The 18361-nt window shown below is 69.2% G+C and carries 14 protein-coding genes; 9 read left to right on the top strand and 5 right to left on the bottom strand.

The annotated features are described in order from the left end of the window. The first annotated feature begins 4 nt into the window (after positions 1-4). The 3 genes from gspL to B3D50_RS06135 all read left to right on the top strand — a co-directional run bounded on the left by gspL (position 5) and on the right by B3D50_RS06135 (position 2151). Positions 5-1108 carry a type II secretion system protein GspL gene (gene gspL / locus B3D50_RS06145; RefSeq protein ID WP_286950144.1) on the top strand — a complete coding sequence of 368 codons (1104 nt, stop codon included), beginning with the start codon at positions 5-7 and terminating at the stop codon, positions 1106-1108. After that, on the top strand, positions 1105-1572 hold the full coding sequence (gene gspM, locus B3D50_RS06140; protein ID WP_286950141.1) for a type II secretion system protein GspM: 468 nt from the start codon (positions 1105-1107) through the stop codon (positions 1570-1572). The genes gspL and gspM overlap by 4 nt, the downstream gene beginning before the upstream one ends. A gap of 75 nt (positions 1573-1647) precedes the next feature. After that, on the top strand, positions 1648-2151 hold the full coding sequence (locus B3D50_RS06135) for a hypothetical protein (RefSeq protein ID WP_286950140.1): 504 nt from the start codon (positions 1648-1650) through the stop codon (positions 2149-2151). A gap of 18 nt (positions 2152-2169) precedes the next feature. Here the strand turns inward: B3D50_RS06135 and B3D50_RS06130 are convergent, their stop codons facing one another. From B3D50_RS06130 to B3D50_RS06115, 4 genes are all read right to left on the bottom strand, one after another. Further along, on the bottom strand, positions 2170-4449 hold the full coding sequence (locus B3D50_RS06130; protein ID WP_286950139.1) for a CHASE2 domain-containing protein: 2280 nt from the start codon (positions 4447-4449) through the stop codon (positions 2170-2172). A 4-nt stretch (positions 4450-4453) separates the two neighbouring features. Continuing rightward, positions 4454-5815 carry a FecR domain-containing protein gene (locus tag B3D50_RS06125; protein ID WP_286950137.1) on the bottom strand — a complete coding sequence of 454 codons (1362 nt, stop codon included), beginning with the start codon at positions 5813-5815 and terminating at the stop codon, positions 4454-4456. A 20-nt stretch (positions 5816-5835) separates the two neighbouring features. Continuing rightward, positions 5836-6546 carry a response regulator transcription factor gene (locus B3D50_RS06120; protein WP_286950135.1) on the bottom strand — a complete coding sequence of 237 codons (711 nt, stop codon included), beginning with the start codon at positions 6544-6546 and terminating at the stop codon, positions 5836-5838. An 83-nt stretch (positions 6547-6629) separates the two neighbouring features. Continuing rightward, positions 6630-7538 (bottom strand): LysR family transcriptional regulator, encoded by a 909-nt coding sequence (locus B3D50_RS06115; RefSeq protein ID WP_286950133.1) that lies wholly within the window; start codon positions 7536-7538, stop codon positions 6630-6632. Between the two features lie 104 nt (positions 7539-7642). Between B3D50_RS06115 and B3D50_RS06110 the strand changes: the two genes are divergently transcribed. Next, entirely contained in the window at positions 7643-9145 is a 1503-nt protein-coding gene (locus tag B3D50_RS06110) for a CoA-acylating methylmalonate-semialdehyde dehydrogenase (protein ID WP_286950131.1), read from the top strand. Between the two features lie 169 nt (positions 9146-9314). Here the strand turns inward: B3D50_RS06110 and B3D50_RS06105 are convergent, their stop codons facing one another. Continuing rightward, the gene (locus tag B3D50_RS06105) at positions 9315-10727 is read right to left on the bottom strand and encodes a short-chain fatty acyl-CoA regulator family protein (protein WP_286950129.1); all 1413 of its coding nucleotides are present in this window, start codon (positions 10725-10727) and stop codon (positions 9315-9317) included. Positions 10728-10872: 145 nt separating this feature from the next. Here B3D50_RS06105 and B3D50_RS06100 point away from each other — a divergent pair, with 145 nt between their 5' ends. From B3D50_RS06100 to mce, 5 genes are read left to right on the top strand one after another with little or no spacing between them, the layout of a single operon-like run. Next, a complete protein-coding gene (locus B3D50_RS06100; protein ID WP_286950127.1) occupies positions 10873-12408 on the top strand; it encodes an acyl-CoA carboxylase subunit beta in 1536 nt (511 codons plus the stop codon). A 9-nt stretch (positions 12409-12417) separates the two neighbouring features. Next, entirely contained in the window at positions 12418-14394 is a 1977-nt protein-coding gene (locus B3D50_RS06095) for an acetyl-CoA carboxylase biotin carboxylase subunit (RefSeq protein WP_286950125.1), read from the top strand. Further along, positions 14395-15774: a methylmalonyl-CoA mutase family protein gene (locus B3D50_RS06090; protein WP_286950123.1), complete on the top strand. Its 1380-nt coding sequence runs from the start codon at positions 14395-14397 to the stop codon at positions 15772-15774. It abuts the gene before it with no gap. Further along, on the top strand, positions 15771-17930 hold the full coding sequence (scpA, locus tag B3D50_RS06085) for a methylmalonyl-CoA mutase (RefSeq protein WP_286950121.1): 2160 nt from the start codon (positions 15771-15773) through the stop codon (positions 17928-17930). Before B3D50_RS06090 ends, scpA begins: the two co-directional genes overlap by 4 nt. Beyond that, positions 17927-18349, top strand: coding sequence for a methylmalonyl-CoA epimerase (mce, locus tag B3D50_RS06080; protein ID WP_286950119.1), 423 nt, complete (start codon positions 17927-17929; stop codon positions 18347-18349). Before scpA ends, mce begins: the two co-directional genes overlap by 4 nt. Positions 18350-18361 lie beyond the last annotated feature (12 nt).

Raw genomic sequence — 18361 nt, 5'->3', positions numbered from 1 at the left:
AAGAATGAGCCACGCCCGCATCCTGTTCATCCCGACCCACGCGACCCTGGCGGCGCGTTTCCTGCTGGTCGATCGCGAGGGCTGTGTCGTCGGACGCGGCGAGTTGGACCCGCATCAGGCCGAAGCGCCGCCGTCGATGCGCACCATCGCCGTGGCGCCGGGCGCCGACGTCATGACGCGCTGGCTGGACCTGCCGCCGGGCAATATGGCGCAGGCCCGCGCCGCCGCGCGCTGGGCCTTGCGCGATCAGGCGGCGGGCGAGGTCGAGGGGCTGGACGTGGCTCTGGGCGTTGCGCCGGTCGACGGCGGGCCGCGATTGACGGCGGCGGTTTCGGCCAAGCTGTTGCAGGCCTGGCTGCGCTGGATGGAGACGTTCGACATCAGGCCCGAGGCCGTCGTGCCGGACAATCTGTGCCTGCCCGCGCCGCTGGAGGCGGAGACGCTGAGCGCCGCACAGGTGGGGGCTGACGTGGCGCTGCGCGGCCCGGCGTTCGCCGTGACGGTTCAGCCGGATCTGGCGGAGGCGGTTGCGGCCGGGCGTTCTTTGACCTGGCTGGAAGGCGAGACTTTGGACACGGCCCTGGCGGCGGGGGCGATGGCGGCGCCGGTCGATCTGTTGCAGGTCCACGACCGGCGTGAGCGAGGGCAGGCGGCCAAGGGTTGGCGGCTAGCGGCGGGTCTGGCGGCGGCGCTGTTGGTCTCGCCCCTGATCCTGATGGCGGCCGAAGGGTTGCGCGACCGCGCGGCGGCCGATCGCGCCGAGGCGGGCGCTCGGGCGGGGGCGGTGAAGCTCTATCCTGAGCTGGCGACGGCGGACGATCCGGCGGCGGAGGCTCTGCGCCGCCTCGACGCCGGGCCGCCGCCGGGCGGGACCGCGCGGGCGATGGCCGCCGTCTTCGCCGCCGTCGAGCGCGTGCCGGGCGCCGAACTGGACGACGCGACCCTGGGCGGCGATGGGCTGCGCGTCACTCTGGCCCATCCGACGTTCAATGATCTGGACGCCGTGCGCGCCGATCTGGCCGAGGCCGGTCTGGCGGTGGTCGATGAAACCTCGGCCGAGGAAGGCGGGCGCATGGTCAGCACGCTCACGATCGGAGGCGCCCGATGAAGGCCCTGTTCTCTTCCGTCGCCGCCTGGTGGGACGGCCGGTCGCTGCGCGAGCGGCGAATGCTGGCGGTCATGGGGGCGCTGGTGCTGGGCGTCGTCGGCTGGCTGGGTGTGGTGCGGCCGCTGGACGGCTGGCAGGCCGATCAGGCGCGCGCCCGCGTCGCCGCCGAGCGGCGACTGGCGCAGGTCGAGACGGCCGTGATCCAGCGCGGCGCGCGACCGGCTGAGGCGGTCGATCTGCAGGCTCTGATCGCCTCCACCGCGACGGCGGCGGGGGTGCAGCCGACGCTGGGCATGTCCGAGGGCGGGCGGCTGGGCTTTCGGCTGGATCGTGTGACCACGGCCCAGGCCTTCGGCTGGCTGGCGGCGCTGGAGCAGGGCGGGGCGCGCATCGAGGAGCTGGGCGTGGTCGAGAGCCCGGATGGGACGCTGGGCGTGACGGGCGCGCTGGCGTCCGGGGGTTAGGCCGGCGCGCTTTTCGGCCCCGTTGGAATCGTCCGTTGTGGACTTGGAGGGCGCGGCGGGGCAGGTATCGCAGCCATGATCACTCGTCTGGCTCTTCCCCTGGTCAGCGCGGCCGTCCTGGCGGGCTGCGCTTCTGCGCCGCGCGTCGAGACGCAGGTGTCTGCGGCCGTACCCGCGAACGTGACCGCCTATCGCCTGCTGGAGACCGAAGAGCCGACCGAGGCCGACCGTGCGGCGACCGAAGCCGTGCGTCGGGCGCTGACTGCGCGCGGTTGGCGCGAGGTGGATGACAAGGCCGCCTGGCGCGTCGAGACGGCCTATGCGGTGCGGCCGCAGAAGACCGGCGTCTTCACCGACGTCGATGCGCGCCAGGGCGAGTGGACCGACGCGCCGCGCCTGCCGCAATGGTGGAGCCAGGGCCGCCAGACGCACAGCCTGACGTTGATCCTGACCGGGCCGGGGAATGAGGCGGGGGCCTATCGCGCCTCGGCGGTGGCGATCCTGGGACGGCGTCAGGCCGAAACCGCGCCGGGCCTGCTGGCCGAGGCGGCGGTGGCGCAGTTGGACGCGACGGACTAGGGCCGACCGCCTGCAGCTTCATTCCTCTTCCGTGATCCTGGGCAGGGTCAGGACGAAGGTCGCGCCGGGCGAGCCGGGCTGGTGGCGGATGGTTCCGCCGTGGCGTTCGGCGACGGTGCGGACGAAGGCGAGGCCCAGACCCGCCCCGCGATGATCGGCGCCGCCGTGTCCGAAGGCCTGGAACAGGCGACGCGCGGCCTCTTCAGACAGGCCCGGTCCCTGATCGCTGACGCTGAGGACGCAGACCGGGCGGCCGTCTTCCTCTGCCCCGGTCAGGCTGACCTGGATGACGCCGCCCGCCGGGCCGTATTTCAGGGCGTTGTCGAGAAGGTTGGTGGTCAGGCGGCGCAACAGGGCGGGGTCGCCCTGGACCAGGAACTCTTCGTCGCCGTCTGGCGTCAGGATGCGAACGCCCTTCTTCGACGCCTGGGGCCACAGGATGTCGGCGGCGTCCATGGCGATCTGGCCCAGGTCCAGCAGCTCTGAGCGATAGGGTTGGCTCTCGGCGCGGGCCAGTTGGACATAGCCTTCGGCGAGGTCGAGGGTCTGGCGGGCGTAGTCGGCGATGCGGCGCTCGACCATGGGGTCCAGCCGCGGCGCGGGGCCGTCCAGCAGGGTCAGGATCGACACCTGGGGCGCGCGCATGTCGTGGCTGAGCAGTTGCAGGGCTTCGGCGCGCTGGCGCTCGGCGGCGCGGAAGCGGGTCATGTCGGCGAAGCGCACGATATGGCCGACCGGATGGCCTTCGGCGTCGGTCAGCAGGGCGGCGGCGGCCTTCAGGATGCGGCCGTCGGGCGTGGTGATGTCGCCGGGATCGCCCTCGGGATCGAGGAAGCGGCGCCAGGCCGGTTCGCCCAGGGACTGGAACAGCAGGGGCAGGTCGGCGTCGTCCCTCAGTCGGTCGCCGAACAGGGCCTCGGCCCGGTCGTTGGACAGGATGATGCGGGCGTGAGGGTCGGCGACGACCGTGGCGTCGGGCAGGCTTCGCAGGGCGTCGGAGATGAAGCGCTCCAGATCGCGCACCTGACGTACGGCGGCGCGTAGGGCGTCCACCTGCCGGGCCACCACGTCGCCGCCCTGGGCGCGACCGATCAGGCGCACGCCGTCGCGCTCGAAGGCCTCGACCTCGCTCTGCATATAGGCCGAGGCGGCGGCCAGGCGACGCCAACTCCACAGGGGATAGGCCAGGGCCAAGCCAGCCACGGCGGCCGAGGGCGGGAACCACAGGCCGCCCGCCAGGAAGGCGGTCGCGGCCGCGATCAACGTCACGACGATCAGCCCGGCGCCCAGGGCCATGTTGGCGGCCGGGCGCAGCACCAGGAAGCCGGCGACCAGCAGGCCGAGCGGCAGCAGGGACAGGATCAGCACCCAGGCGGGCGACAGGCTGCGCGGTCCGCCGCCCTCGATCAGGGTCTGGAGCAGGGCGGCCTGCACCTCGACGCCGGGACGCAGTTCGCCGTGCGGCGTGGCCGGGGTGGCGTAGCGGTCGCCCAGGCCCGGCGCCGTCGCTCCGACCAGCACCAGCCTGTCCTTCAGGAAGGCGGCGGGCGTCTCGTCGCTTAGCACGTCGGCGAAGGACAGGGTGCGGAAGGCGCCGGGCGGGCCGCGATAGATCAGGGCTTCCGGCGAGGCGGCGAATAGGTCGCCGCTGTCATGTGGCGCGGGCGGCGCGGGAACGGCGCCCTTGGCGGCGGCCAGGGGGACGATCAGATGCGGCCAGGTCCGCTCGCCCGCCTGAAGATAGAGGGGCAGGCGGCGCACGGCTCCGTCGTCGTCGACCGTCAGGTTGACGTGGCCCAGGCCCGCCGCCGCCTCGGTCAGGCCGGGCGCGGGGGCGTCTTCGCGATAGGCGGCGCCGTTCAGGCCGGGGGCGTCCAGCACCACGGGCAGGCGGACCTGGCCGTTGCGGGCCAGGGCGGCGGCAAGGGCGTCGTCCTGCGGAGAGGCTTCGGTGAACAGGACGTCGTAGGCGACAGGCCCCGCGCCCGCCTGGGTCAGGCGGTCGATCAGCCGGGCGTGCAGGTCGCGCGGCCAGGGCCATTGGCCTAGGGCTTCCAGGCTGCGGTCGTCGATGGCGATAATGACGATATCTTCGTCGGCCGGTCCCGCCTCAGCCCGCATCAGGGCGTCATAGATCAGGTGGTCGGCGCCGTCGGCGGCGGGCGTCAGCGCCATCCAGCCGACCAGCAGGGCGGACAGCGTCGCCACCAGCCCCCATTCGACCAGGGCGCGACGGCCGGTCAGGCGGGCGCCGAGCCAGCCTCTCCAGCCGCCTTTCGGCCCTGCGGGCGCGGGCACGGCGCTATCGTCCGATGCGGAGCTGTTGCGGCTCGGACCAGGCTTCCAGCAGGCGGCCGAAGCGATGGCGCGCGCCCTGCACCCGCCAGCTGTAGACGCCCGGCGGCAGGTCGCTGAGGGTGAAGGCCTCGTCGGTCAGGCCAGGCTGGTCGACCAGCAGGGGGCCGTCGACCGTTCCGTCCTCGGCCTCGCGCCACAGCTGGAAGCGGAAGGTCGCCGCGCCGACGCCCTCGGCCTCCCAGCGGAAGCGGTAGAAGCGGCGGCGGTCGCGCTGGTCCAGGGCCGAGGCCAGACCGCCGACGCCGTTGCGGGCGCGGATGAAGCTGTAGGTGGTGGGCTTGCCCTCCAGCCCCTCGGGCGACAGGGCGGTTAGACGCAGGAAGAAGGCGCCTTCCTCCATCTCGCCGAAGACCAGGGGGCCGCCGGGCGCGCTGTCGGCCTCGGCGAAGGCCTCGATCATGCCGGCGTCCTGGGCGACGCGGCCGCGATAGCGTTCGGCGCCGGGCAGAGGCTGGATGTCGAAGGCGACCTGGGCCTGGGTCTGCGGCGCGTCGGGGCGAACCAGGGCGGGCGCTGGCAGAAGAGGAAGCAGGCGCACCGCGCCGGCGGCGGCGCTGACGCCCTGATCGGCGCCGGCCAGGGCTTTGGCGTCGCCCGAGGCGATGGCGACGGCGCCTTCCAGAACCTCGGTGCTCGAGCGGTCGGCGTCATCGTCGAAGGAGACGCGGAAGTCGGTGCCGCGCACGGCCGAGACCGAGACCGGGGTGCGGATGGCGAAGCCGCCGGGGCGGCGCCGGGGCGTGACGCGCGACTCGGCGCGGCCCGCCTCGACCGTCAGGGCGTGATCGACGGCGCCGTTGATGGCGTAGCGGCGCAGGCGGCTGACCCGCACGCGGCTGTTGGAGGGCACGACCACATGGCTGCCGTCGGACAGGGCCAGGCGGACGAAGGCGTTGGCGCCGGTGCTGAGAACGGCGCCTTCGCGCACGGTCTGGCCGGGCGCGGGGGCGGCGGAGCGGCCGTCCTGGTTCAGGGTCGCGGCGCCGCGGAAGCCGGCGATGCGCGCCTCGTCCGGGTCGGCGCGCAGCAGATCGACCGGCAGGGCCAGCGTGCGGCCGATGGTCAGGCGGCGCGGATTGGCGACCCGATTCTCGCGCTGGACCCGGCGATAGTCGAGCGGCCGGTTCATATAGGCGGTCGCCAGGTCGATCAGGGTGTCGCCGGGGCGGACCACATAGTCGAGGGTCTCGACGGCGGCGGAAGACGCCGTCCGGGGCGCAGGCGGGGCGGCCGAAGTCTGTGCGGCGGCGCTTCCTGCGGCCAGCATCGCCGCAACCGCCAGAGCCGCAGACCAATCCGTCTTCATTCCGCCACCTGCGTCCTTATTCAGGCGTCCTGGCCGGGTTCGTCCCCCGCGACGCGCTCAAGGCGGTATCCGTAGCTGTAAATGGGGGTCAGGCGGAAGCCTCGCTCGGGTCGCAACTCCAGCTTGTTGCGGATGCGCGAGATGTGCATGTCCAGCGAACGGCTGTTCAGGTCCGGCTCATTGCCCCAGACCGTCTCCAGAATATAGGTCCGCGACAGCGCCCGGTGCAGGTTGCGGAACAGCAGCAGCGCCAGGGCGTATTCCTTGGCCGTCAGGGCGACAGGCTGGCCGTCGCGGGTCACGGACGCGGCGGACTCGTTGAAGGACAGGCCGTCATAGACCTCGACGCCCGGCGTCGTCGGTTGGGCGTAGGCGCGACGGATCAGGGCGTTGATCCGCGCCGCCAGCACGGGCTTGGACAGGGGCTTGGGCAGGTAGTCGTCTGCCCCGGCGTCCAGGCCTGCGACCACGTCTTCATCCTCGGCGCGGCTGGTGACCAGCAGCATGGGCGGGGCGGGCTTCAGATTGGTGCGCGCCCAGGCCAGCACCTCCAGGCCCGAACGGTCCGGCAGATTCCAGTCGACGATCAGCATGTCGAAGGTGTCCTTGCGCAGGGCGGAGATCAGCGCCTGACCGCGCGAAAACAGCGTGGCGCGATACCCGGCGTCCTGGACGACCTCGGAGACGAACTCCAACTGGACGGGATCGTCATCTAATATCGCGATCTTCATACTGGTTACGCAGCTCCGAGGAGAACGCTGGAGTCATAGCCCCGGATGCTCGGCTTTAGAGCAATGTAAAATGTAAAATATAGTCACCCCTCGGCGCGTCTCGGCGCGGTCGCGGGCAAGGGGGCGAGGCGGCGGACCTGATCCTGACACAGGGCCTTGATCCAGCGCCGGACCGTTTTCAGCCGCGCCGTGCCGTGGACCTCGCGGTGGGTGCTGAGCCAGAAGCGCCGCTCGATCAGCACGGAGTCCGCCAGAACGCGCGTCAGCCCCTCCGCCAGAAAGCAGGGCAGGACGCCGATGCCGCCGCCCGCCGCCACCATGTCCCGTTGGGCGCGGATGGAGGATGAAGCCAGGCGCGGACGCAGGTGCGGGCGGATCTCGTCCAGATAATGCAACTCGGGCGCATAGATCAGGTCGTCGACGTATCCGACCATGTCGACGCGGTTCAGGTCGTCGATGGTGTCGGGCGCGCCGTGGCGTTCCAGGTATTCCGGCGCGGCGTAGAGCGCCAGCTGATAGGTGGTCAGCGGCTCGACGATCAGACGCGGGCTGTCGGCGGGGCTGAGGGTGATGGCCATGTCCACCTCGCGGCGGCTGGGCGACAGGAAGCCGGAGCTGGCCGCCAGTTCGACGTTCAGACCTGGATGCGCCGCCAGCAGGCCGGGCAGGGCGGGGGCCAGCACCGCCCCGCCGAAGCCTTCCGAGGCGCTGATCCGCACGGCGCCCGCGATCAGGTCGGGCTGTGTGACGCGTCCGGCGGCCTCCATCGCGCTTTCGGCGTCCAGCGCCCGTTCCAGCAACTGCGCGCCGGTGGCCGTCAGGTGCAGCCCGGCGGCCGAGCGCACCAGCAGGGTGGACTTCAGCGCCGTCTCCAGCCGCGCCACGCGCCGTCCGACCGTGGCCGCATCGACGCCCAGCCGCTGCGCCGCCGTGGCCAGCGACCCGGCGCGCGCGGCGGCCAGAAACACCCTCAGATCATCCCAGTCGAACATATGCAGATATGCACATCATCACCTGCAAGATTGCAATGGGCCTGACCGGCCCGCTCTGCTAGGGCAGGCTCACGAAGAACCATAATCATCGGGAGAGACGTTCAATGCGCGATATTCGCCACTTCATCGACGGTGCGGCTTTTGATGGGGCGTCGGGCCGCTTCGGCGACGTCTTCAACCCCAACACCGGCGAGGTTCAGGCCCGCGTCCAACTGGCGACGCCGTCGGAACTGGATCGCGCGGTCCAGTCGGCGCAGGCCGCCTTCGAAGGCTGGTCCTCGACCAACCCGCAGCGCCGCGCCCGCGTCATGTTCGAGTTCAAGCGCCTGGTCGAGGCGAACATGAACGAACTGGCTGAACTGCTGTCCAGCGAGCACGGCAAGGTCATCGCCGACTCCAGGGGCGACATCCAGCGCGGCCTGGAAGTGATCGAGTTCGCCTGCGGCATCCCGCACGCCTCGAAGGGCGAATACACCTATGGCGCCGGTCCGGGCATCGACGTCTATTCCATGCGCCAGCCGCTGGGCGTGGTGGCGGGCATCACTCCGTTCAACTTCCCGGGCATGATCCCGATGTGGATGTTCGGCGTGGCCATCGCTGCGGGCAACACCTTCATCCTGAAGCCGTCCGAGCGTGATCCGTCCCTGCCGGTGCGTCTGGGCGAACTGATGATGGAGGCGGGCGCGCCCAAGGGCGTGCTGAACGTCGTCCACGGCGACAAGGTGGCGGTCGACTCCATCCTCGAACACCCGCTGATCCACGCCGTCAGCTTCGTCGGCTCGTCGGACATCGCCCACTATGTGTTCCAGAAGGGCGCGGCCCACGGCAAGCGCGTTCAGGCCATGGGCGGCGCCAAGAACCACGGCATCGTCCTGCCCGACGCCGACATGGATCAGGTCATCAAGGATCTGACCGGCGCGGCCTACGGCTCGGCCGGCGAGCGCTGCATGGCCCTGCCGGTCGTGGTGCCGGTCGGTCAACGCACCGCCGATGAACTGCGCGAGCGTCTGGTCTCGGAAATCCCGAACCTGCGCGTCGGCGTCTCGACCGACGCCGAGGCCCACTACGGCCCCGTCGTCACCCAGACCCACAAGGACAAGGTTCTGGGCTGGATCAACAAGGGCGTGGAAGAAGGCGCCGAACTGGTCGTCGACGGCCGCGAGTTCAGCCTGCAGGGCCACGAGAAGGGCTTCTTCATCGGCCCGTCGCTGTTCGACCACGTCAAGCCCGAGATGGAATCTTACAAGGAAGAGATCTTCGGCCCGGTGCTGCAGATCATGCGCGCCGCCAGCTTCGAGGAGGCGCTGAGCCTGCCGAGCAAGCACCAGTACGGCAACGGCGTCGCCATCTTCACCCAGAACGGCCGCGCGGCCCGCGACTTCGCCGCCCGCGTCAACGTCGGCATGGTCGGCATCAATGTGCCGATCCCGGTGCCGGTGGCTTATCACTCGTTCGGCGGCTGGAAGCGTTCGGCCTTCGGCGACATCAACCAGCACGGCATGGAAGGCGTCCGCTTCTGGACCAAGACCAAGACCGTGACGGCCCGCTGGCCCGATAGCGATCTGGAGCACGCGGATTCCAGCTTCGTCATCCCGACGATGGGCTGATCCTGACCCTCTCCCGATGGGAGAGGGCCTGAGCCTCGGAGAGCGTAGCGATCCGCGAAGGCGAAAGGGTGAGGGTTCCGAAGTCAGCCGTTTTGCGGCGGCTTGCGCCGACTTTGGCCGGGAACCCTCATCCGCCCCTTCGGGGCGCCTTCTCCCATCGGGAGAAGGATTAGGTGAGCGTATAGGGGATCACCCCCCGCTCGTTCTCCGGCACGGCCAGCGTCCGGTCGATCGGCGGGAACGCCCGCTGGGTGCAGTCCGTCCGTTCGCAGATGCGGCAGTTCACCCCCATGCGCGTCGGCGGGCCGTTCAGGTCCAGACCGTCGGCATAGACCAACTGCGCCGCATGCTCGATCTCGCACCCCAGTCCCAGCGCATAGCGTCGGTCCGGCTCCAGGAACGATCCGCCCGGCTTGGACACGCTCTTGGCGATGCAGACGTAGCGGGCGCCGTCCGGCATCTCCGACAGATTGACCAGAATGCGGTCCGGGGCGCTGAACGCCTCATGGACGTTCCACAGCGGGCAGGCGCCGCCGAAGCGGGCGAACTGGAAGCGCGTCGCGCTGTGCCGCTTGGTGATGTTCCCGGCCATGTCGACCCGCGCGAAGTAGAAGGGCACACCGCGCCAGCCGGGCCGCTGTAGCGTCGATAGCCGGTGGCAGGCCTGTTCAAAGCTGACGTGGAAACGGTTGCGCAGGCGGTCAACGTCGTGACGCAGCTCCCGCGCCGCCTCCAGAAAGGCGCGATAGGGCAGCAGCAGCGCCCCCGCCGCATAGTTGGCCAGACCGACCCGGCACACGTCGCGCGCGGCGGGAATGTCGAAGGCGGCGCGGTCCAGTTCGTGCTCGATCAGATCCTCGAACCGCAAGCGAACCAGCTGATGCGCCATCTGGAAGGCGCGGGTCGCGCCGGGCAGGCTGGCGTCGACGTAGAGGATGCGCGCGCCGGGATCGAAGCGCCGCATGGCGCCGCGCCCCTGTCCCGTGGCGACCCGCACGCCGCACAGGTCGTTGAGGGCGGCCTCCAACTCACGCTCTGGGTGGACGCCGTCGCCTAGGTTCAGCCGCGCGGCCAGATCCTCCGCCGCCCGGTCCAGGGCGTCGATGTAGTTGTCGCGATAGTGGAAGAAGTCGCGCACCGCCTCATAGGGCAGGGCGGGGGCGGCGTGGGCGGCGTGTTCGTCGCGGCCTAGCGTCTCGTTCAGCGTCTTCAGCCGCTCGTCCAGACGGCGATAATCCTGGTGCAGGGCTAGGAATTGCCGCGCCAGCCGGGGGGCGTTCATGGCCGCTTGCTTCAACTCGCCCGCCGTGGGCGCCTCGGCGTGGCCCGCGACGTCGGTGGTCGCCTCGCGCAGGTCGGCGATCAGGCGGGCGTCGCCGTCCAGATCGAACAGGCTGGCGTCCACGTCGAAGGCGCGCGTCAGGGCGATCAGCACCCGGGCCGTGGCCGGGCGCTGGTTCGTCTCGATCTGCGACAGATAGGACGGCGACAGCGCCATCCGTCCGGCGCACTGCTCCAGCGTCCAGCCGCGTGTCTCGCGCAGCTTGCGGACCTTGGTTCCGAGATAGAGTTTTTCAGCCATGGTTGTTGGGCATTGCAACTTTGCAAAAACGCCTGTCCGCCTTGGCAGGGTTACGCACTTACGCAGGTTTTGCAAAGTTGCGATTGCCTTTCTGCGATGAAGCGGCTTGTTGGACCCTGAACGAAGTCAGGGAGTCGCTCCAACCATGAGCCAGGCCATCCTCGAGGAACTCGAGCGCCGTCGCGCCGCCGCCAAGCTGGGCGGGGGCGAGAAGCGTATCGCCAGCCAGCACGCCAAGGGCAAGCTGACCGCCCGCGAACGTATCGGCGTCCTGCTGGATGAAGGTTCCTTCGAAGAGACCGACATGTTCGTGGAGCACCGCAGCCACGACTTCGGCATGGCCGAGCAGCGTATCCCCGGCGACGGCGTCGTCACCGGACGCGGCACCATCAACGGCCGTCTGGTCTATGTCTTCTCGAAAGACTTCACCGTGTTCGGCGGCTCGCTGTCGGGCGCCCATGCGGCCAAGATCGTCAAGATCCAGAAGATGGCCCTGACGGCGGGCGCGCCGATCATCGGCCTGTTCGACGCGGGCGGCGCGCGCATTCAGGAAGGGGTGGAATCGCTGGCCGGTTACGCCGACATCTTCCTGCAGAACACGCTGGCCTCCGGCGTCATTCCGCAGATTTCGGTCATCATGGGACCGTGCGCGGGGGGCGACGTCTATTCGCCCGCCATCACCGACTTCATCTTCATGGTGAAGGACACCTCCTACATGTATGTGACCGGCCCCGACGTGGTGAAGACCGTCACCAACGAGGTCGTCAGCCACGAAGACCTGGGCGGCGCCCGCGTCCATGCGGGCAAGTCGGGGGTCGCCGACGGCGCCTTCGAGAACGATCTGGAGGCCCTGTCGGAGGTGCGCCGCCTGATCGGCTTCCTGCCGCTGTCGAACCGCGAGACGCCGCCAGTCCGCGAAACCTATGACGAGCCGAATCGCGACGAGGCCTCGCTGGATACCCTGGTACCGGCCAATCCGAACCAGCCCTATGACATGAAGGAACTGATCCTGAAGACGGTCGACGAGGCCGACTTCTTCGAGATCGGCGCCGACTTCGCAAAGAACATCATCTGCGGTTTCGGCCGTCTGGACGGCCAGCCGGTCGGCATCGTCGGCAATCAGCCCCAGACCCTGGCGGGGGTGCTGGATATCGATAGCAGCCGCAAGGCCGCACGCTTCGTGCGCTTCTGCGATGCCTTCCACATCCCGCTGGTGACGTTCGTCGACGTGCCGGGCTTCATGCCGGGCACGAAGCAGGAATATGGCGCCCTGATCAAGCACGGCGCCAAGCTGCTGTTCGCCTATGCCGAGGCCACGGTGCCCAAGCTGACGGTCATCACGCGCAAGGCCTATGGCGGCGCCTATGACGTCATGAGCTCCAAGCACCTGCGCGGCGACGTCAACTACGCCTGGCCCACCGCCGAGATCGCAGTCATGGGCGCCAAGGGCGCGGTCGAGATCATCTTCCGCAAGGAGGCTGGCGACCCCGAGGCCCTGGCGGCGCGCGAGGCCGAATACAAGGAACGCTTCGCCAACCCCTTCGTGGCGGCCGGGCTCGGCTACATCGACGACGTCATCATGCCCCACGGCACCCGCCGTCGCCTGATCAAGGCGCTGAAGACGTTGAAGAACAAGACCCAGGAAAATCCCTGGAAGAAGCACGACAACATACCGCTGTAAGGCCCAGAAATGTTCGATAAAATTCTGATCGCCAACCGCGGCGAAATTGCTGTTCGCGTTATCAAGACCTGCCGCCGCATGGGCATCAAGACGGTGGTCGTCTACTCCGACGCCGACGCCGGGTCGCTGGCCTGCGAGATGGCGGACGAGACGGTTCACATCGGCCCGTCGCCCGCCGCCCAGTCCTATCTGATCCAGGACAAGATCGTGGACGCCGTGAAGCAGACGGGGGCGCAGGCCGTGCACCCCGGCTTCGGCTTCCTGTCGGAGAACGCCGGGTTTGCGCGGCGGTTGAAGGCCGAGGGCATCGCCTTCATCGGGCCGAACCCCGAGGCGATCGACGCCATGGGCGACAAGATCACGTCCAAGAAGTTCGCCGCCGAGGCGGGCGTCTCGACCGTGCCGGGCCACATGGGCCTGATCGAAACGCCGGACGAGGCGGTGAAGATCGCGCGTGAGATCGGCTATCCGGTGATGATCAAGGCCTCGGCCGGGGGCGGGGGCAAGGGCATCCGCGTCGCCCATTCGGACGACGACATGGCCGAGGGTTTCGCCGCCGTGAAGGCTGAGGCGCTGAACGCCTTCGGCGACGACCGCGTCTTCCTGGAAAAGTTCATCGTCGACCCGCGCCACATCGAGATTCAGGTGCTGGGCGACAAGCACGGCAACGTCATCCACCTGTTCGAGCGTGAATGCTCGATCCAGCGCCGCAACCAGAAGGTCATCGAGGAGGCGCCGTCGCCCCTGCTGGACGAGGCGACCCGCGCCGCCATGGGCGCGCAGGCCGTCGCCCTGGCCAAGGCGGTGAACTATGACTCGGCGGGCACAGTCGAGTTCGTCGCCGGTCAGGACAAGTCGTTCTTCTTCCTGGAGATGAACACCCGTCTGCAGGTCGAGCATCCGGTGACGGAGCTGATCACCGGCGTCGATCTGGTCGAGCAGATGATCCGCTCGGCCTGGGGCGAGCAACTGGCGCTGAAGCAGGACGACCTGTCGATCAACGGCTGGGCCATCGAGAGCCGCATCTACGCCGAAGACCCCTATCGCGGCTTCTTGCCGTCGATCGGCCGTCTGGTGCGCTATGAGCAGCCGGAAGAGGGCGATCAGGGCGACTATACGGTCCGCAACGATTCCGGCGTACGCGAGGGCGACGAGATCAGCATGTTCTACGATCCCATGATCGCCAAGCTGTGCGCCTGGGGCGAGACGCGCGAGGACGCCGTGCGCGGCATGGCCCGCGCGCTGGAGGACACCCATCTGTCGGGGCTGGGCCACAATGTGCCCTTCCTGGCCGCCGTCATGGATCAGGAACGCTTCCAGTCCGGCCAACTGGCGACCAGTTACATCAAGGACGAGTTCCCCGAGGGCTTCCACGGCTTGGCGCCAACGCCGGAGCAGGTGAAGATCCTGATCTCCTCGGCTGTGGCCATGAACGAGGTCATCGCCGAACAGGACGGCGACCCCAGCGAGCGCACCGACTGGACCGTGCTGGTCGACAAGACGGCCCATGAGGTCGAGGTCGGCTATGACGAGGCCGAAGACCTGATCGTCGCCATTGATGGCGAAGAGGTCTCCCTGTCCGAGATCGACTGGCGCCCGGGGCTGTCGCTGTTCAAGGCTGTGCTGGACGACGACGCCTTCACCGCCGAGGTGAAGCGCGCCGCCGACGGCTTCGACATCCGCCACCGCGCGGCCAAGGCGCGGGTGCGCGTGCTGCGTCCCGACGTGGCGCACCTCTACGCCCTGCTGCCCGAGAAGCAGGCGGCCGACACCTCCAAGCTGGTGCTGTCGCCGATGCCGGGTCTGGTGGTCGACATCCCCGTGGTCGAGGGCCAGGAGGTCAAGTCCGGCGAGACCGTGGCCATCATCGAGGCGATGAAGATGCAAAACATCCTCAAGGCCGAGCGCGACGGCAAGGTGAAGGCGGTCAAGGCCAAGGCCGGCGACCCGGTCGCCGCCGACGACGTGCTGGTGGAGTTCGAGTAAATGACCGAGTTCGCCGTCCGGACGCCGCTGGAGTGGCGTGAAGCCGCTATCAAGGCGCTAAAGGAGCGTCCGCTGGAGAGCCTCATCCATCTGGATGCGGACCATCTGGCGACGAAGCCGCTATATGGGGCGGCGAACGGCGGCGAGCCGGTGTTCGCGCCCCGGCCCTCGGATTCCGAAGGCCGAGCCTGGGACGTGCGGGCGCTGAACGAGGGCGAGGACGCGGAAGGCCTGAACCGCGCCGTCCTGACCGATCTGGAGAACGGGGCGGCCTCCGTCCTGATCGCTGGGCCGGTGGCGGCGGACGCTGCGACGCTGGCGCGCGCGCTGGACGGGGTGGCGCTGGAGCTGGCGCCGGTGGCGCTGGACGCTGGGTTTGAGGGGGTGAAGGCGGCCGAGGCCCTGTCGGCGGTCGCCAAGGGTTCGCCCCGCGCCAAGCTGGCCTTCCACCTTGATCCGATCTCGGCCTATGCCGAAGCGGGCGGGTCGCCGGTCGATTTTGCAGTCCTCATGGCCGAGACGGCCAAGGCGGCGGCGACCCATGCCGCGACCTATCCCGAGGCGACGCTGTTCATGGCGTCGGGCCGCGTGGCGCATGAGGCGGGCGGCTCCATCGCGCAGGAACTGGCCTTCGCCGCGTCGTCCGCTGTGGCCTATGTGAAGGCGGCCGTGGCGGCGGGCCTGACGGCCGAGGCGGCGCTGAAGGGCGTGGTTCTGGGCGTGGCCGTCGATCAGGCATATTTCGACTCTCTGGCCAAGATCCGTGCGCTGCGCCTGATTTGGGCCAGCGTCTCCAAGGCGTTCGGCGCCGAGGTTCCGGCGATCATCGAGGCGCGCTCGTCGCGGCGGATGCTGTCGGCGCGCGATCCGTGGCCGAACATGCTGCGTCTGACGGCGGCTGGGTTCGCCGGGGCCGTGGGCGGGGCCGATGCGGTGGTTCTGGACGGCTTCACCCGCGCGGCGGGATTGCCGGACGACTTCGCCAAACGTCAGGCGCGCAACACCCAACTGATCCTGATGGAGGAGTCCAACCTTGGCCGCGTCGACGATCCGGCCAGCGGCTCCTGGTATCTGGACGCCCGCACCCGCGAACTGGCCGAGGCCGCCTGGTCCGAGTTCCAAGTCTATGAGGCCGAAGGCGGCGTGGTCGCCTGTCTGGAAGGCGGTGTGATCCAGCCCCGCATCGCCCGCGCTCGCGACATGGCCGAAAAAGCCTTCAAGGACGGGGCCGCCCAGATCGTCGGCGTCACCAAATTCGTCGACCCGGACGTGCGGCCTGCGCCAGTGACTCCTGCGCCTGCTGCGCCTGCCGCTGTCGGAACGTTCGAGGCCCTGGCGCCTGTGCGCTTCGCCGCCGCCTTCGAGGAGGCCGCCCAATGAGCTTTCCTGATTTCTCCAAGGTCGCCCTCGATCTGGGCGCGACCGGCGCCGGGCCTGAGCGCGCGCCGTGGACCACGCCCGAGGGGCTGACGGTCGAGACCGCCTATGGGCCGGATGCGCTGGACGGGCTGGACTTCATCCACGGCCTGCCGGGCTTCGCCCCCTTCGTGCGCGGGCCGTATCCGACCATGTATGCGGGCGCGCCGTGGACGATCCGCCAGTATGCGGGCTTCTCGACCGCCGAGGAGTCCAACGCCTTCTATCGCCGCAACCTGGCCGCCGGCCAGAAGGGCCTGTCGGTCGCCTTCGACCTGGCCACCCACCGGGGCTATGACAGCGACCACCCGCGGGTGAAGGGCGACGTCGGGATGGCGGGCGTGGCCATCGACAGCATTCTGGATATGCGGACCCTGTTCGACGGCATTCCCCTGGACCAGATGTCGGTGTCCATGACCATGAACGGGGCGGTGCTGCCGATCCTGGCCCTCTACGTCGTGGCGGGCGAGGAGCAAGGCGTCGACCACGCCAAGCTGACCGGGACCATTCAGAACGACATTCTGAAGGAGTTCATGGTCCGCAACACCTACATCTATCCGCCCGCGCCCTCGATGCGGATCATCGCCGACATCTTCGAGTGGACGGCGAAGGAAACGCCCAAGTTCAACTCCATCTCCATCTCCGGCTATCACATGCAGGAGGCGGGGGCTTCGGCGGACATCGAGCTGGCCTACACCCTGTCGGACGGCATCGAATACCTGCGCGCAGGCAAGGCGGCGGGCATGGAGATCGACCGTTTCGCGCCGCGCCTCAGCTTCTTCTGGGCCATCGGCATGAACTACTTCATGGAGGTGGCCAAGATGCGCGCCGGCCGCCTGCTGTGGGCCGAGGCGGTGAAGCGCGAAGGCGGCGTCAATCCCAAGTCCCTGTCCTTGCGGACCCACTGCCAGACCTCGGGCTGGTCGCTGGCGGCGCAGGACGTGTTCAACAATGTGCCGCGCACCATGGTCGAGTGCATGGCGGCGGCGGGCGGCCAGACGCAGAGCCTGCACACCAACGCCCTGGACGAGGCCCTGGCTCTGCCGACCGACTTCTCGGCCCGGATCGCGCGGAACACCCAGATTCTGGCGCAGGCCGAGACGGGTCTGACGCGCGTCATCGACCCGTGGGGCGGCAGCTTCTACGTCGAGCGCCTGACTCAGGAGCTGGCGACCAAGGCCCGCGCCCTGATGGAGGAGGTCGAGGCCTACGGCGGCATGGCCAAGGCCATCGAGGCGGGCATTCCCAAGCTGCGCATCGAAGAGTCCGCCGCCAAGACGCAGGCCCGCATCGACACCGGCCAGCAGACGGTCGTGGGGGTGAACAAATATCTGAACCCCGTGGTCGACGACATTCCGATGCTGAAGGTCGACAACGCCGAGGTGCGCGCCCGCCAGATCGAGAAGCTGCAACGCCTGAAGGCCGAGCGCGACGAGGCGGCGACGCAAGCCGCGCTCGGCGCCCTGACCGAGGGTGCGCGCGGCAATGAGAACCTGATGGAGCTGGCCGTGCGGGCGGCTCGCGCCAAGGCCACCGTGGGCGAGATCTCCGACGCGCTGGAGGCCGCCTTCGGCCGCCACATCGCCACGGTGAAGACGGTTTCGGGCGTTTACGCCAAGGAGGCGGGCAACGATCCCAAGGTCGCCCGCGCCCGTGAAATGGTCGCCGCCTTCGTCGAGAACGACGGCGGCCCGCCGCGCATCCTGATCGCCAAGCTGGGTCAGGACGGCCATGACCGGGGTCAAAAGGTCGTCGCCACCGGATACGGCGACATCGGCTTCGACGTGACGGCCGGTTCGCTGTTCCAGACGCCCGCCGAGGCGGCCAAGGATGCGGTCGAGAAGAACGTCCATGCGGTCGGCGCCTCGTCGCTGGCGGCGGGGCACCTGACGCTGGTGCCCGAGCTGAAGGCTGAGCTGGCCAAGCTGGGGCGCGAGGACATCATGATCGTGGTCGGCGGCGTCATTCCGCCGTCGGACGTGCAGCCTCTGATCGATATGGGGGCGGCGGCCGTCTATCCGCCCGGCTCAGTCATCGCCGAGACGGCCGTGGACCTGATCGAGAAGCTGAACCAGCGCCTGGGCTATGCGCAGCCGGCGCCTGTGGAGACGAAGAAGTGATCGGCAATCTGAACCACGTCGGCGTCGCCACGCCCTCCATCGCCGAGTCGATCAAACTGTATCGCGACGTGCTGGGCGCGACGAAGATCGGCGAGCCTTTCGACCTGCCCGCGCAGGGGGTGAAGGTCTGCTTCATCGACACGCCGACGGCCCAGATCGAACTGATCGAGCCGTTCGACGAGACCAGCCCGATCACCGGCTTCCTGGCCAAGAACCCCAAGGGCGGACAGCACCATGTCTGCTTCGAGGTGGCTGATATCCACGCCGCCATTGCCGACATGCGCGCCAAGGGCGTGACCATTCTGGGCACGGGGGAGCCCCGCATCGGCGCGCATGGGACGCCGGTGGTCTTCCTGCATCCCAAGGAGATGGGCGGGGTGCTGATCGAACTTATGGAGACGCCGAAAGGCGATCACTAAAAGACAAAGGCC

The sequence above is a fragment of the Brevundimonas sp. UBA7507 genome (assembly GCF_002478355.1).
Classification (GTDB): Bacteria; Pseudomonadota; Alphaproteobacteria; order Caulobacterales; family Caulobacteraceae; genus Brevundimonas; species Brevundimonas diminuta_D.
Note: the sequence above shows the minus strand (reverse complement) of the source record. Positions and strands in the feature narration are given on the sequence as shown.

Coding starts and splice junctions, on each gene's coding strand:
- gspL (WP_286950144.1), top strand. CDS start 5: ATGAGCCACGCCCGCATCCTGTTCATCCCGACCCACGCGACCCTGGCG.
- gspM (WP_286950141.1), top strand. CDS start 1,105: ATGAAGGCCCTGTTCTCTTCCGTCGCCGCCTGGTGGGACGGCCGGTCG.
- B3D50_RS06135 (WP_286950140.1), top strand. CDS start 1,648: ATGATCACTCGTCTGGCTCTTCCCCTGGTCAGCGCGGCCGTCCTGGCG.
- B3D50_RS06125 (WP_286950137.1), bottom strand. CDS start 5,815: ATGAAGACGGATTGGTCTGCGGCTCTGGCGGTTGCGGCGATGCTGGCC.
- B3D50_RS06120 (WP_286950135.1), bottom strand. CDS start 6,546: ATGAAGATCGCGATATTAGATGACGATCCCGTCCAGTTGGAGTTCGTC.
- B3D50_RS06115 (WP_286950133.1), bottom strand. CDS start 7,538: ATGTTCGACTGGGATGATCTGAGGGTGTTTCTGGCCGCCGCGCGCGCC.
- B3D50_RS06110 (WP_286950131.1), top strand. CDS start 7,643: ATGCGCGATATTCGCCACTTCATCGACGGTGCGGCTTTTGATGGGGCG.
- B3D50_RS06105 (WP_286950129.1), bottom strand. CDS start 10,727: ATGGCTGAAAAACTCTATCTCGGAACCAAGGTCCGCAAGCTGCGCGAG.
- B3D50_RS06100 (WP_286950127.1), top strand. CDS start 10,873: ATGAGCCAGGCCATCCTCGAGGAACTCGAGCGCCGTCGCGCCGCCGCC.
- B3D50_RS06095 (WP_286950125.1), top strand. CDS start 12,418: ATGTTCGATAAAATTCTGATCGCCAACCGCGGCGAAATTGCTGTTCGC.
- B3D50_RS06090 (WP_286950123.1), top strand. CDS start 14,395: ATGACCGAGTTCGCCGTCCGGACGCCGCTGGAGTGGCGTGAAGCCGCT.
- scpA (WP_286950121.1), top strand. CDS start 15,771: ATGAGCTTTCCTGATTTCTCCAAGGTCGCCCTCGATCTGGGCGCGACC.